Origin of the sequence: Stenotrophomonas indicatrix, assembly GCF_002750975.1 — a bacterium.
GTDB classification, from domain to species: Bacteria; Pseudomonadota; Gammaproteobacteria; order Xanthomonadales; family Xanthomonadaceae; genus Stenotrophomonas; species Stenotrophomonas indicatrix.
Genome location: NZ_PEJS01000001.1, coordinates 567,891 through 581,997, shown reverse-complemented (window position 1 = coordinate 581,997; position 14,107 = coordinate 567,891). Strand labels below are relative to the sequence as shown.

At 67.0% G+C, this 14,107-nt stretch carries 12 protein-coding genes; 6 read left to right on the top strand and 6 right to left on the bottom strand.

The annotated features are described in order from the left end of the window. Positions 1 to 94 precede the first annotated feature (94 nt). Positions 95 to 727: a flavin reductase family protein gene (locus tag CR918_RS02650; protein ID WP_099841982.1), complete on the top strand. Its 633-nt coding sequence runs from the start codon at positions 95 to 97 to the stop codon at positions 725 to 727. 4 nt (positions 728 to 731) lie between these two features. Here CR918_RS02650 and CR918_RS02645 read toward each other — a convergent pair whose 3' ends face one another. The 6 genes from CR918_RS02645 to grxC form a co-directional block, all read right to left on the bottom strand. After that, positions 732 to 1,493, bottom strand: a complete 762-nt coding sequence (locus CR918_RS02645) for a sulfite exporter TauE/SafE family protein (RefSeq protein ID WP_099841981.1) — start codon at positions 1,491 to 1,493, stop codon at positions 732 to 734. A gap of 27 nt (positions 1,494 to 1,520) precedes the next feature. Then, entirely contained in the window at positions 1,521 to 2,429 is a 909-nt protein-coding gene (locus tag CR918_RS02640; protein WP_025878130.1) for a LysR family transcriptional regulator, read from the bottom strand. Positions 2,430 to 2,482: 53 nt separating this feature from the next. Further along, positions 2,483 to 3,226: a cysteine hydrolase family protein gene (locus CR918_RS02635; RefSeq protein ID WP_099841980.1), complete on the bottom strand. Its 744-nt coding sequence runs from the start codon at positions 3,224 to 3,226 to the stop codon at positions 2,483 to 2,485. Positions 3,227 to 3,442: 216 nt separating this feature from the next. Beyond that, positions 3,443 to 4,447, bottom strand: coding sequence for an isocitrate dehydrogenase (locus tag CR918_RS02630; RefSeq protein WP_033830456.1), 1,005 nt, complete (start codon positions 4,445 to 4,447; stop codon positions 3,443 to 3,445). Positions 4,448 to 4,902: 455 nt separating this feature from the next. Next, positions 4,903 to 5,295: a carboxymuconolactone decarboxylase family protein gene (locus CR918_RS02625; RefSeq protein WP_005408260.1), complete on the bottom strand. Its 393-nt coding sequence runs from the start codon at positions 5,293 to 5,295 to the stop codon at positions 4,903 to 4,905. Further along, positions 5,292 to 5,582, bottom strand: a complete 291-nt coding sequence (gene grxC / locus CR918_RS02620) for a glutaredoxin 3 (RefSeq protein ID WP_025878124.1) — start codon at positions 5,580 to 5,582, stop codon at positions 5,292 to 5,294. Before grxC ends, CR918_RS02625 begins: the two co-directional genes overlap by 4 nt. A 146-nt stretch (positions 5,583 to 5,728) precedes the next feature. On the opposite strand from grxC, the gene CR918_RS02615 reads away from it, so the two are divergent. The 5 genes from CR918_RS02615 (at position 5,729) to ppx (ending at position 13,936) form a co-directional block, all read left to right on the top strand. Next, positions 5,729 to 7,375, top strand: a complete 1,647-nt coding sequence (locus CR918_RS02615; RefSeq protein WP_099782985.1) for a M48 family metalloprotease — start codon at positions 5,729 to 5,731, stop codon at positions 7,373 to 7,375. A 116-nt stretch (positions 7,376 to 7,491) separates the two neighbouring features. Then, positions 7,492 to 8,181, top strand: a complete 690-nt coding sequence (gene phoB, locus CR918_RS02610; protein ID WP_025878121.1) for a phosphate regulon transcriptional regulator PhoB — start codon at positions 7,492 to 7,494, stop codon at positions 8,179 to 8,181. A gap of 105 nt (positions 8,182 to 8,286) precedes the next feature. Further along, positions 8,287 to 9,618 (top strand): phosphate regulon sensor histidine kinase PhoR, encoded by a 1,332-nt coding sequence (gene phoR / locus CR918_RS02605; RefSeq protein WP_025878120.1) that lies wholly within the window; start codon positions 8,287 to 8,289, stop codon positions 9,616 to 9,618. Positions 9,619 to 9,622: 4 nt separating this feature from the next. Beyond that, positions 9,623 to 11,710, top strand: coding sequence for a polyphosphate kinase 1 (gene ppk1 / locus CR918_RS02600; RefSeq protein ID WP_025878118.1), 2,088 nt, complete (start codon positions 9,623 to 9,625; stop codon positions 11,708 to 11,710). Between the two features lie 699 nt (positions 11,711 to 12,409). After that, entirely contained in the window at positions 12,410 to 13,936 is a 1,527-nt protein-coding gene (ppx, locus tag CR918_RS02590; RefSeq protein ID WP_025878116.1) for an exopolyphosphatase, read from the top strand. Positions 13,937 to 14,107: the final 171 nt, after the last annotated feature.

Here is a 14,107-nt window from a genome sequence, read left to right as displayed (position 1 = left end):
AGCCCATGCCGTAAACGACAAGGCCGCGGTCCGTCGGGATCGCGGCCTTTTTTTGTAGCGTCGAGCACGCTCGACTCCCGCGGAGACACGCCCAATGGCAGACACCCTCCCTCCCCGCTTCCACAGCTATCGCCCGGCCGATGGCCATCGCCTGCCACACGATCCGTTCAACGCCATCATCGGCCCCCGACCCATTGGTTGGATCTGCAGTCGTGATGCCGACAGCAATGTGAACCTGGCGCCCTACAGCTTCTTCAACGCGTTCAACTACACGCCGCCGATCATTGGCTTCAGCAGCCAGGGCCGCAAGGACTCGCTGCGCAACATCGAAGCCACCGGCGAGTTCGTCTGGAACCTCGCCACATTTGATCTGGCCCAGGCAATGAACGAGAGCTGCCGCGCAGTCGCGCCAGACGTGGACGAGTTCGTCCTGGCCGGGCTGACACCACTGGCCTCGGAGCAGGTTGCACCGCCGCGCGTTGCGCAGAGCCCGGTGAGCATGGAGTGCCGCTGCACGCAGATCGTGCGTCTGCGCGACGCGGCCGGTAACGACACCAATGGCTGGCTGGTACTGGGAGAAGTGGTCGCCGTGCATATCGATACGCGGTTGCTCGTCGACGGCATCTACGACACCGCAGCGAGCGACACCATCCTGCGCGGTGGCGGACCGGCCGACTACTTCCGGATCACCGCCGACCAACGCTTCCGCATGCTGCGGCCCGCCTGAGCCCTCATCCCGCCACCCCACGGGACAGCAGCAACGGCAGCGACGAGGCCAGCATGGCCACACCGGAAGCGGTCAGCAGGCCGAGGACGATCTGCCGGAAACGCGCCTCACTGATACCGATATACAGCTTCGCCCCCAGCAGCGTGGGTACCAGCATCGCCGGCGCGACAATGGCGAAGTACGGCAGCATCTGCCGGGTGACCATGCCGGTACCGACATAGGTGGCCATGGTCACCGCCAGCATCGCCAGATTGAAGTTCTGGATGACCGCGCGCTGCTCGTCCTTGCCGAAGCCGCGCAACGTGCTCCACAGGGTCGGCACCGGCCCGGCGAAGCCACCGATGCCACTGAGCACACCACCGGCCATGCCGGCCAGCGCGTCGCCGAACCGGCCGCCAACGGTGACCGGTGGCAACGAACGCGCCATCAGCATCACCGGGCACCACAGCGCCAGGAAACCTCCCAACAGCGCCTTGAACCAGGCCATGTCCAGCTGCGGCAGCACCAGCACGCCAAGCGGAATGCCCGCCAACCCACCGAGCACGAACGGCAGCAGCAGGCGCAGGTTGAAGCCACGGCGCACGGTGAATACCGCCAGCAACTGGCCGACCAGTGCGCCGAACACCGACAGCGTCGCCGCAAGCCGGGGATCCAGCCCCCACGCCCAGAACGACATCGCGACCATGCCGAACGCGAATCCCGACAGGCCCTGCACGAACCCCGCGACGATCGCGCCCAGCGCGACCAGCAGATACACCGGCTCCATCCCCACTCCTCACCACTGCCGTGCGACTTACCCTGCCGCACCCGACGCTGCAGCGTAATGCGTGGCGAGATGATCGACCAGCGCGCGCACCTTCGGCGCCAGCGCACGCGCATGGGGATACAGCGCGAAATAGCAGCGCGTGCCACCGTGCCAGCTGGGAAGCACGCGGATCAAGCGGCCGGCGCGAAGATCTTCCTGCACCGTAAGCGCGGTGAACAGACTGATGCCCATCCCGGCCAGCACGGCCGCATACAGTGCCGGCGTGGCGTCCACGCGCAGTCGTTGGCCTGCTTCCACGCTGGCGATGACACCGCGCGGTCCGTGCAGCTGCCACGGCGTCATCGCCGCAACAGGGTTGAACCCCAACAAGGTGTGGTTCTGCAGGTCGGCCACCTGTCGAGGCAGTCCCTGCCGGGCGAGGTACGCCGGTGCCGCAACCAGGATGCGCGGGCATCGCGCCAGTTCACGGGCGACCAGCTGACTGTCAGGCAGGGACGGTGCGATGCGCAGGGCGAGGTCGAAGCCCCCGCCGACCACATCGACCAGCTGATCGTCGGCCGACAGTTCCAGCGCAACCTGCGGATAGCGCGCCAGGAAGCCAGGCAGCCAATGCGGCAGCTCCTGGCTGGCGACCACCTGCGGCACGCTGACCCGCACGCGCCCGCTGGGCTGGGCCTGGCCGGCCCGCGCACGGTCATCGGCGGCCTCCAGCCGGTCAAGCAGCGCCACCGCCTCGCGGTAGTAGTCGCGCCCGGCCTCGGTCAACGACAGCCGCCGGCTGTTGCGATCCAGCAGCCGCACCTGCAGGTGCTCTTCAAGTTGACGCAACTGCCGCGACATCGCCGAATGGGTGGTACCCAGCCGCTCGGCGGCGGCAGTGAAACTGCCGGCGTCGACGATCGCGCGCAGGGCTCGCAGGGCGGCGAAATGGTCCATCGGCAGCGCGCTCCAGTCGGCGGGGCCCGCAGGCTGCGGACCCCGCCAGCTTATCAAGTGCCGTTGCCTGCCTTGCGCACCGGCAGGGCCAGAATCGCCGAGGTGGTCATCACATCGCCAAAGGCATCCTCGATCTGCGCCAGCGACGCCTCATGCAATGCGCGATGGCCGATGGTCCCGCCATTGGCCAGATCAAGATCACGGCTGGCAGAGGCATCGGAAGCCACGATCACCCGATAGCCGCGCGGCGCCGCAGCAGCATCGCGTGCAGCACCGGCAACGCAGGCGTGGGTCTGCAGCCCGGTGACGATCAGGGCGTCGATACCGGCATCCTTCAACACCTTGTCCAGGGCCGCTGCCGAGGTACCGGCGAACACGCTGACGTTGTCCTTCTGCACCACGGTCTCGCCCTTGCGCGGTTGCATGTCACGGTGGAATGCGGCGTTGACACTGCCTTCTGCAAACAGCGGCGCGCCTGCCGGCAGTACGTGCTGCACATGGATCACGCGGATGCCGTTGGCATCAGCGAAGTCGACCACACGACGCGTCTGCCGCAGGGCCGCTACACCATCGGGAATGACCATGCGACCACCGGCGAAACCGGACGCGGCGCTGGCGTCGAAGTACTCGTTCTGGAAGTCGATCACCAGCACGGCCGTCTTCGCTGCGTCGAGCGAGGTGGCAGCCGCAGCGCCGGCCATATGGCGGATGGTGGGGTGGACCGGCTCGGCGGCGACAACCGGGGTGGTGGCAGCCATGCCGATCAGGCCGGCCAGGCCGAAAGCAGTGAGGTTCATGGTCAAGCTCCTGTGCGGTGGAAAGTGGGCACAGGATGAGGAGCATTGAATGCACGAACCAGCCGCCGTTGAGCACACAATCTGTGCGGTTTTCGCACAGATCATTTTCCTTGGAGATGCCGCCATCCACGCATGGCGTGGATCTGCTGGCCGGTGAAACGCAGCGGGGCGCCCGAAGGCGCCCCGCTGTGGATCCAATCGGAGTCGAGCCGCCGCTTACAGGCGGCTGGCGATCGCCTTGGCGAAGCCCATCGTGTTGCCGGTGCCGCCGAGGTCGCCGGTCAGCGAATCCTTGGCTTCCATCGTGGCGACGATGGCCTTGCGCAGGCGCTCGGCGTTTTCCGGCTGGCCGACGTGGTCGAGCATCTGAGCCGCCGCCAGCAGCAGGGCGCACGGATTGGCCTTGCCCTGGCCGGCGATGTCCGGCGCGGTGCCGTGCACGGCTTCGAAGATCGCCGCGTCCTTGCCGATGTTGGCGCCCGGGGCCAGGCCCAGGCCACCGACCAGACCGGCGCACAGGTCGGAAATGATGTCACCGAACAGGTTGGTGGTGACGATCACATCGAACTGTTCCGGACGCATCACCAGCTGCATGCAGCAGTTGTCGACGATCATTTCCTGGAACTCGATGTCCGGGTACTGCGCGGCGACTTCGCGCGCCACGGCCAGGAACAGGCCCGAGGTCGACTTGATGATGTTGGCCTTGTGCACGGCGGTGACCTTCTTGCGGCCGACACTGCGGGCCAGCTCGAAGGCGTAACGCACGATGCGCTCGGAGCCCTTGCGGGTGATGCGGGTGCCGGAGAAAGCGGTCTCGCCGTCGGCCGACACTTCCTGGCCTTCGGCCAGGTACGCACCTTCGGTGTTCTCACGAACGGTGATCAGGTCGACGTTATCGAAACGCGACTTGGTGTTCGGGAAGGTGTGGGCCGGACGCACGTTGGCGTACAGGTCGAAGTGGCGGCGCAGGCTGACGTTGATCGAGGTGAAGCCGCCACCAACCGGCGTGGTCAGCGGGCTCTTCAGCGCGACCTTGTTGCGCGCGATCGATTCCAGGGTCACCGCCGGCATCAGATCGCCGTGCTTCTCCAGGGCCACCAGGCCGGCGTCGGCGTCTTCGTACTCCAGGCCAGTGTTGAGCTGGTCGAGCACGAACAGGGTGGCGTCCATGATTTCCGGGCCAATGCCGTCGCCGCGGATGACCGTAATTTTCTGCGTCATTGATCGATGTTCCGAACAGGGGGAAAAACGCCGTCCGGACGTGCCCGGAAACGCCGGCGCAAAGGAAGTTTCACCCGCAATTATGCCTGAGCCGGGGCCGAGGTCCCAAATAGACCATGGTCCCAGTCCCCGGCTCAGGCAGAATTGCCCGCGCATTCCTCCTTATCCCCGCGCCTTCGGCGCGCCCCCTTTAACAACAAGGGGGCCCTGGGCTGGAAGATCGCGGAGAAGGCCCCGATGTACGTCATCGGTAGCGCCGGGCCATGCCCGGCGGCCTTTCGTTCAGGTGCCCGCCGGGCATGGCCCGGCGCTACCTGCGAACGAGCAAGGCTCCTGGGCTGGAAGATCGCGGGTAGTGCTGGCCGCTGGCCGGCAACCTCCGCCGATTTGGCTCCACCAGATGCCGGCCAGCGGCCGGCACTACCAGAGGGCCCGGTTCACGGTAGCGGCCGGGCTCAGTGCTCGTGCGCTGCCGGGGCGGCGGCGCCACCTTCGAGCTGGTCGAGGAAGTCCACCGCGCGGCGCAGGTGCGGGATCACGATCGAGCCGCCGACCACCAGGCCTACCGAGAAGGTCTCGAAGAACTCCTCACGGGTGACGCCGGCGTCCTTGCACTGGGCCACGTGGTAGCTGATGCAGTCGTCGCAGCGCAGCACCATCGAGGCCACCAGGCCCAGCAGCTCCTTGGTCTTCACGTCCAGCGCGCCGGCCTGGTAGGTCTGCGTATCCAGGGCGAAGAAGCGGCGCACCACCTGGTTCGGCTCGCCCAGGATGCGTTCATTCATGCGCTTGCGGAAGTCGGTGAACTCGGCGATCCGGTCCTTGCTGCCGTCGTCGGCCGCGCTCATGCCTGGCCCTGCCCGGCCAGCAGCGGCTCGAGCTTGCCTTCACGATGCAGGGCCATCATGTCGTCGTAGCCGCCCACGTGGACGTCGCCCACGAAGATCTGCGGGACGCTGGTGCGTCGGGTCTTGGCCATCATCTTCTCGCGCTCGACCGGGTCCAGGTCGATGCGGACCTCGGTCCATTGCTGGCCCTTGCTCTTGAGGAAGTTCTTGGCGGCCACGCAGTACGGGCAGACGGCGGTGGAATAGATGGTGATGGCGGGGGTAGCGCCGGCGGACTGGGCTGTCACGGGAAACTCCACGATGGATCGACGGTCCATATATGGTACCGGTGCGCTGGAATTTCCACGCCACGCCCGCAACACTGTGGATTGATTAACGAATGGTTGCCCCCTGCCCTGCCACGCTGGGCCGACCCTGCCCGAGGACCGACCGCTTGCGACCCCTGCTGCTCACCGCTGCCCTGACCCTGGCCCTGGCCGCCCCGCTGGCGCAGGCCCAGGAGAAGCTGCCGGACATCGGCTCCTCGGCGGGCGAACTGCTGACCCCGGCCCGGCAGGCCGAGTACGGCGCGATGATGCTGCGCGAACTGCGCAACTATGGCTACCTGCTGGACGATCCCCTGGTCAACGACTGGCTGCAGACCATGGGCACCCGCCTCGGATCCAACAGTGACCAGCCACGCCAGCCCTACACGTTCTTCGTGATGAAGGACCGCCAGATCAATGCCTTCGCCACCCTCGGCGGCTACATCGGCGTCAATGCCGGCCTGGTGCTGACGGCCGAGCGCGAGGACGAGGTGGCGGCGGTGCTGTCGCACGAAATCGCCCACGTCACCCAGCAGCACGTGCTGCGCGGGGTCGAGCGCGCCCAGCGCGACCAGATCCCGATCCTGCTGGGGATGCTGGCGGCGGTGGTTGCCGCCCAGGCCAGCAACAGTTCGTCCTCGGGCAACGCGACCATGGCCGCGATCAGCTCGGGCATGGGCCTGATGCAGCAACGGCAGATCGACTACACCCGCTCCAACGAATCGGAGGCCGACCGGCTGGGCATCCGCACGCTGTCCCGCAGCGGCTACGACGTGGATGCGATGGCCGGCTTCTTCGAACGCATGTCCTCGGCGATGCGCGGCAACGATGGCGGCTACAGCGTTCCCGACTTCCTGCGCACCCACCCGGTCAACACCACCCGCATCAGCGAGGCCAAGGCCCGCGCCGAACAGATGAAGAAGGACACGGTGCTGCTGACCACGCGCACGCCCAACGGCGAGCGCAAGGAGCGAGTGGATCCCGCCGACCCGACCCTGGGCGATCCGCTGCTGCGCGGCATCAACCCGCTGCTGCCCGGCAGCGTGCTGCGGGTTCCGATCGGCCAGCTCAGCCGCGGCGCCAGTGGCGATTTCAACTGGGCCCGTGAGCGCCTGCGCGTGCTCAGCGCCGACAGCCCGGCCGACCTGCAACGCGAGTACACCGATCTTGCGCGCAGGCAGAAGGACGGTCTGGATGACGCCCAGCGCTATGGCCAGGCGCTGGCCACGATGCGCGGTGGCCGCAGCGGTGCCAGCCAGGCCCGGCAGACCCTCACCGACCTGCTGAAGACCCACCCGGACAGCCTGTGGGTCGCCCTGGCCCTGGCCGAAGCGGAGTCGCGCACCGGCCAATCCACCCAGGCCAATGCGCGCTTCGAGCAGCTGCTGCACGAACACCCCAACAGCCGGCCGGTGGCCCTGACCTACGCCGAGATCCTGAACGAGCAAGGAGGCCAGGCCGCGGGCCAGCGCGCGCAGGCGATGCTGCGCCCCCTGCTGTCGCAAAGCGGTAACGATCCGGTCTTCCAGCAGCGCTACGCCCGCGCCAGTGAACTGGCCGGCGACAGTGTCCGCGCCAGCGAGGCCTATGCCGAGGCGGCGTTCCTGGGCGGGCGTCCGGAACAGGCCCTGATGCAGCTGCAGGCACTCAAGCGCAACCCCGCGCTGGACTATGTCGGTCGGGCCCGGGTGGATGCGCGGATCGAGTCGATCACGCCCACCGTGCTCGAGCTGCGCCGGCAGGGCGTGCAGGACCCGGATCTGGACCGCCGCTGAGTGCGGCATGACCGGCAGATGGCAGCAATGCCAGATGCCGGCCAGGCAGTCACAAACATGTCATCAAACCGTAGTCTACTGGCACCACTCCAGTAACTGAGCCCTACGGTGCCCTCGTGCAGAAACGCATCCTGATCGTCGATGACGAGCCCGCGATCCGCGAAATGGTCGCCTTCGCCCTTCGCAAGGGCGATTACGAACCTGTCCACGCCGGTGACGCCCGCGAGGCCCAGACCGCCATCGCCGACCGCGTCCCCGACCTGATCCTGCTGGACTGGATGCTGCCCGGCACCAGCGGCCTGGACCTGGCCCGGCGCTGGCGCAAGGAAACCCTCACCCGCGAAGTGCCGATCATCATGCTGACCGCGCGCGGCGAAGAGAACGACCGCGTCGGCGGCCTCGAAGCCGGTGTCGACGACTACGTGGTCAAGCCGTTCTCGGCGCGCGAACTGCTGGCGCGTATCCGCGCGGTCATGCGCCGCGCCCGCGACGATGACGAGGACGGCAGCGTGGCGGTGGGTGCGATCCGCATCGACGGTGCGGCCCATCGCGTGTTCGCCAACGACCAGCCGGTGCCGATCGGCCCGACCGAGTACCGCCTGCTGCACTTCTTCATGACCCACCCGGAGCGCGTGTATACCCGCGCGCAGTTGCTGGACCACGTGTGGGGCGGCAGCGTGTATGTGGAAGAACGCACCATCGACGTGCATATCCGCCGCCTGCGCAAGACGCTGGAACCGTTCAACGCCGAGAACATGGTGCAGACCGTGCGCGGCGCCGGTTACCGCTTCTCCACCGCAACCTGAGCCTCGTCGTGCCGGCGCCGTGCACCCCACGGTGCCGGCGTCGGCAACTCTGCTATAACTTCCGGTTCACCTGCGTGAACCGCCGCAACCCACGACGAGACCGCAATGCCCCGCCACATCCGCTCTGCCTGGTTGAAGACACTGGCCACCGTGGCCACCGTGTTGCTGTTGGCCGGTCTGGTCGGTTGGTTCACTGGCCACCTGTGGCTGTGCATCGCGCTGGCGGCACTGGCGACGCTGGTCTGGCACTACTGGCGGCTGCGCCGCGTGCTGCGCCGGCTGACCGCGCGCCAGCGCTGGGACACCGCCGCCGAAGGCACCGGCGTCTGGAACGAGCTGGACCGCCTGCTGTACCGCAACCAGGTCGAGATGCGCGTGCGCAAGCGGCGACTGCTGGACATGCTGCGCAGCTATCGCGCTGCAGCGGCCGCGCTGCCCGACGCCGTGGTGGTGCTGGACCGCAACAGCCAGCGCGTGCAGTGGTTCAACGAAGCGGCCACGGCCCTGCTCGGCCTGCATCATCCGGGCGATCTGGGTGAGGCCTTGGTCGAACGCCTGCAGCCGATGCCGCTGGCCCACTGGCTGGCCGGTGGCCGCAATGCAGAACCGATCCTGGACGTGCCCTCGCCGGTCGATCCTGCGATCCGCCTGAACCTGCGCCTGATTCCCTATTCGTCCGACTACTGGCTGTTGATCGCCCGTGACGTCAGCAAGCTGCTGCGCCTGGAACAGGTACGCCGCGACTTCGTGGCCAACGTTTCACATGAGCTGCGCACCCCGCTCACCGTGGTCCACGGCTACCTGGACATGATGGACCCGGAGGACTTCCCGGGAACCGGACCGATGCTGGAGGAAATGCGCAAGCAGAGCCAGCGCATGGCCCAGCTGGTGGAGGACCTGCTGACCCTGTCGCGGCTGGAATCGCAGGAACACAGCGAGGCCGAGACGGTGGCGATGCAGCCCATGCTGGCCACCCTGCGCCGCGAAGCCGAAGCGCACAGCCAGGGCCGGCACCAGATCAGCATCGACGACCTGGCCGGCGTGGACCTGCAGGGCTCGACCAAGGAACTGCACAGCGCGTTCTCCAACCTGGTCACCAACGCGGTCCGCTACACCCCGGCCGGTGGCCGCATCGCGGTGGAGTTCCGCCGTGAGGGCGACGGCGTGGTGCTGGCGGTACGCGATACCGGCTACGGCATTCCGGCCACCCACCTGCCGCGCCTGACCGAACGCTTCTACCGCGTCTCCAGCAGCCGCTCGCGCGAAAGCGGCGGCACCGGCCTGGGCCTGTCGATCGTCAAGCACATCCTCGGTCTGCACCACGCACGCCTGGAAATCGACAGCGAGGTCGGCAAGGGCTCGGTGTTCGCCTGCCATTTCGATGCCGACCACGTGCGACCGCGTGAGTCCGCCCCCCTGACCTCCTTCGAAGAATGACGCCATGAGCAGCCTCGGATCCCTCCCCCTCCCTGTGAGCACGGACAGCGATCCGTTGCGCGACCCGGCGCTGTACATCAACCGCGAGCTGTCGCAGCTGGATTTCAACTTCCGCGTGCTGGCGCAGGCGATGGATCCGCAGGTGCCGCTGCTGGAGCGCCTGCGCTTCATGTGCATCTCCTGCACCAACCTGGATGAATTCTTCGAGATCCGCGCCGCTGCGGTCCGTCATGCACAGGAGTTCGGCCTGCCGCCGGCGCCGGACGGCATGAGCCCGCAGGCCATTCTCAATGCCATCCACGAGCGCGCCGCCGAGCTGGTGGACCAGCAGTACCGCTGCTGGAACCAGACGCTGCGCCCGGCGCTGATGGAGGCCGGCATCGGCGTGCTCGGCCGCAACTCCTGGACCCACCGCCAGAAGCGCTGGCTGCGTGCCTATTTCCGCAACGAGATCATGCCGGTGCTGTCGCCGCTGGGCCTGGATCCGGTGCATCCGTTCCCGAAGATCCTCAACAAGTCGCTGAACATCGTGGTGGTGCTGAAGGGCACCGATGCGTTCGGCCGCAGCGGCCATCTGGCCATCGTGCGCGCACCGCGTTCGCTGCCGCGGATCATCCAGCTGCCGGAAAAACTCGGCGGCCCGCAGAATTTCGTGTTTCTGTCCTCGGTGCTGTCCACCTTCGTGGACGAATTGTTCCCGGGCCTGGAAGTGCTGGGCGCCTACCAGTTCCGTGTCACCCGCAACTCCGAGCTGGTGGTGGATGAAGAGGAAGTGGAAAACCTGGCGCTGGCCCTGCGCGATGAGCTGGTGGACCGCGGCTACCGGCCTGCAGTGCGGCTGGAGATCGCCCACGACATGCCGCGCGACATCGTACGCACCCTGCTGCAGAACTTCGGCCTGACCGAGAACGCGGTGTACCGCATCGACGGACCGGTCAACCTCAACCGCATCATCCAGCTGTACGACCTGATCGCCCAGCCGGACCTGAAGTATCCGCCGATGACCCCGCGCACCCTGCGCGACAGCGACGGCATCTTCGAGACCGTGGCCCGCCAGGACCTGCTGCTGCACCACCCCTTCGACGCGTTCGCGGCGGTGCTCGACCTGATCCGCCAGGCCGCGCTCGATCCGAACGTGCTGGCGATCAAGCAGACCCTGTACCGCACCGGCAAGGACTCATTGATCGTCGATGCACTGATCCAGGCGGCGCGCGCCGGCAAGGACGTGACCGTGGTGGTCGAGCTGCGCGCGCGCTTCGATGAAGAGGCCAACCTGGGCCTGGCCGATCGGCTGCAGGAAGCCGGCGTGCAGGTGGTGTACGGCGTGGTCGGCTACAAGACCCACGCCAAGATGCTGCTGATCGTGCGCCGCGAAGGCCGCAAGCTGCGCCGCTACGTGCACCTGGGCACCGGCAACTACCACAGCGGTACCGCGCGCGCGTACACCGACCTGAGCCTGATCACCGCCGATGCGGACATCGGCAACGACGTGCACCTGCTGTTCCAGCAGCTGTCCGGGCTGGCGTCGAAGATGAAGCTCAAGCGCCTGCTGCAGTCGCCCTTCACCCTGCACACCGGGATCCTGGCGAGGATCGAGCGCGAGACGCGCATCGCCGCCGCCGGGCGACCGGCGCGGATCATCGCCAAGATGAACGCCCTCAACGAAGCGCAGGTGATCCGTGCGCTGTACGCCGCCTCACAGGCGGGTGTGCAGATCGACCTGATCATCCGTGGCGCCTGCACCCTGCGCCCGGGCGTACCGGGCGTGTCGGACAACATCCGCGTGCGCTCGATCGTCGGCCGTTTCCTGGAACACAGCCGGGTCTACTGGTTCGGCAACGACGGCGCACCGGAGCTGTACTGCGCCAGCGCCGACTGGCTGGAACGCAACCTGCTGCGCCGGGTGGAAACCTGCTTCCCGATCCTCGACCCGGCGCTGGCCAAGCGGGTGTACCGCGAAGTGCTGCAGAACTACCTGGACGACAACCTCAACGCCTGGGAGCTGGATGCCGAAGGCATCTACCACAAGCGCGCACCGGCCCACGACGAAGCCCCGCATTCGGCGCAGATGGCGTTGATGCAGGGCCTCTGACCCGGTAGGTGGCCAGGTAGGTGCCAACCTTGGTTGGCACGTTTGGATTCATCCACGCATGGCGTGGATCTACCGTGTCGACCAAGGTCGACACCCACCAACAGCCGCGTGAACCTGTCGAAGGTCGACATATGCAGGCCCTTTGATCCGGTAGATGCCGACCTTGGTTGGCACGTTTGGATTCATCCACGCATGGCGTGGATCCACCGTGTCGACCAAGGTCGACACCCACCAACAGCCGCGTGAACCTGTCAAAGGTCGACATATGCAGGCCCTTTGATCCGATAGATGCCAACCTCGGTTGGCACGTTTGGATTCATCCACGCATGGCGTGGATCCACCGTGTCGACCAAGGTCGACACCCACCATGCGCAGGCCATGCCATTCCGACAGATCGCGAAAAACTGTCAAAGGCGGGGTGGGTCCGGTTGCGGGGGTGTCCGCGGCATGGATGCCGCGGTCAAGCCCCCATGGACGGGTTTACGGCGTCCCCCGCAACCGGACCCACCCCGCCATCCCACAGGAAGCCAGCTGTTGCCGTTGCCGTTGCTGTTGCTGTTGCTGTTACGTTGAGGTTGCCGGCCAGCGGCCGGCACTACCGCTTCGGCGGGTGCAGGGCGCAGCCCTGCCGCACTCCCCCTCCAAAATGTGAAGGCCGCGCGGTGACGAGTTCACCGCCCCTTCGGCTAACATTCGCCCATGCCGCATACCACCACGACTCCGCCCGCATTGCAGGATGGCGACCTGCTGGCCGCCATCGACCTTGGCTCCAATAGTTTCCACATGGTCATCGCGCGTTACACGCTTGGCCAGCTGCGGGTGATCGACCGCCTGCGCGAAACCGTGCGCATGGCCGACGGCCTGGACGGCAAGGGCGGACTCTCCGCAGCAGCGCGACAGCGCGCGCTGGAGTGCCTGGCCCGCTTCGGCCAGCGCATCCGCAACGTCCCGCCGCATCGCGTGCGTGCACTGGCCACCAACACCGTGCGCCAGCTGCGCTCGCCGCAGGCGTTCCTGATGCCGGCCGAAACCGCGCTCGGGCACGCCATCGAAGTGGTCAGTGGCCGCGAGGAAGCGCGTCTGATCTACCTGGGCGTGGCCCATGCGCAACCGCCCAAGCCCGACCAGCATCGCCTGGTGATCGACATCGGCGGCGGCTCTACCGAGTTCATCATCGGCAAGGGCATGCAGACCCTGGAGCGCGAAAGCCTGCAGGCCGGTTGCATCGCCAGCACCCGTCGCTTTTTCCCGGGCGGCAAACTCAGCAAGAAGCGCTGGAAGGACGCACTGGCCGAGATTGGCCGGGAGTTCCAGCCTTTCGCCAGCAAATACCGCGCGCTGGGCTGGCAGGAGGCACTGGGGTCGTCTGGTACCCACAAGGCCATCAGCGAAATCTGCGCGACGATGAAGCTGAGCAAGGGTGCGATCACCGCCGAGGCGTTGCCGCAGCTCCGCGATGAGCTGTTGAAGGCCAAGAAGATCGACGACATCGTGCTGCCTGGCCTGTCCAGCGATCGCCGCCCGATCATCGCCGGCGGCATCCTGGTGCTGGAGGCCGCCTTCCAGGCGCTGGGCCTGCAGAAGCTGCTGGTCAGCAAGGCCGCGATGCGCGAGGGCATCCTCTATGACATCCTCGGCCGTGCCGGCGACAACGACCCGCGCGATGAATCGGTGGCCGCCCTCACCCATCGCTATGGTATCGATACGGTGCAGGCCGGCCGCGTGCAGGACACCGCGCTGTCATTGCTGGAGCAGGTGCAGGAGCGCTGGAAGCTGGATGCCGATGACGCACGCATGCTCGGCTGGGCCGCACGCCTGCATGAGCTGGGGTTGATGATCGCCCACAGCGGTTACCACGTGCATGGCAGCTACGTGCTGGAAAACTCGGACATCGCCGGCTTCTCGCGGCAGGAACAGCAGATGCTGGCGACGCTGGTGCGCAATCACCGCCGCGGCATCAGCAAGACCGCCTTCGATGCCATTCCCGAACGCCTGCTGCTGACCGCACGGCGCCTGGCTGCCCTGCTGCGCCTGGCGGTCCTGCTCAACCGCGCGCATGAGGACGCACCGCTGCCGGTGCTGGAACTGACTGCCGACGACAGCCGCCTGTCGCTGATCGTGCCGCAGGACTTCATCGATGCGCGCCCGCTGCTGCGCGCCGACCTGATCGGCGAGACCGAGGGCATCGCTGGACTCGGCATCCAGTTCCGTCCGTTCGTGGTCTGAGCAGGGCGACGGGACGCCGTCCGATCGCCGGCCGGCGCCTGATTACATTTCGTTACAGTTCGCGCAATCGACCGCCAATTTCTGCTGCAACGCAGCAGCTGGCGGTGGCCGTGCCTGCCGCGTCTTCACGTAAACCCCTGCTTTTGTTCACATTTGGTGAAACCACGCGAT

What these genes read in the sequence shown, in the direction of transcription:
- ppk1 (WP_025878118.1), top strand. Translation starts at nt 9,623, where the DNA reads ATGAGCAGCCTCGGATCCCTCCCCCTCCCTGTGAGCACGGACAGCGAT.
- CR918_RS02635 (WP_099841980.1), bottom strand. Translation starts at nt 3,226, where the DNA reads ATGAACCTCACTGCTTTCGGCCTGGCCGGCCTGATCGGCATGGCTGCC.
- CR918_RS02645 (WP_099841981.1), bottom strand. Translation starts at nt 1,493, where the DNA reads ATGGAGCCGGTGTATCTGCTGGTCGCGCTGGGCGCGATCGTCGCGGGG.
- phoR (WP_025878120.1), top strand. Translation starts at nt 8,287, where the DNA reads ATGCCCCGCCACATCCGCTCTGCCTGGTTGAAGACACTGGCCACCGTG.
- CR918_RS02625 (WP_005408260.1), bottom strand. Translation starts at nt 5,295, where the DNA reads ATGAGCGCGGCCGACGACGGCAGCAAGGACCGGATCGCCGAGTTCACC.
- ppx (WP_025878116.1), top strand. Translation starts at nt 12,410, where the DNA reads ATGCCGCATACCACCACGACTCCGCCCGCATTGCAGGATGGCGACCTG.
- CR918_RS02650 (WP_099841982.1), top strand. Translation starts at nt 95, where the DNA reads ATGGCAGACACCCTCCCTCCCCGCTTCCACAGCTATCGCCCGGCCGAT.
- CR918_RS02640 (WP_025878130.1), bottom strand. Translation starts at nt 2,429, where the DNA reads ATGGACCATTTCGCCGCCCTGCGAGCCCTGCGCGCGATCGTCGACGCC.
- CR918_RS02630 (WP_033830456.1), bottom strand. Translation starts at nt 4,447, where the DNA reads ATGACGCAGAAAATTACGGTCATCCGCGGCGACGGCATTGGCCCGGAA.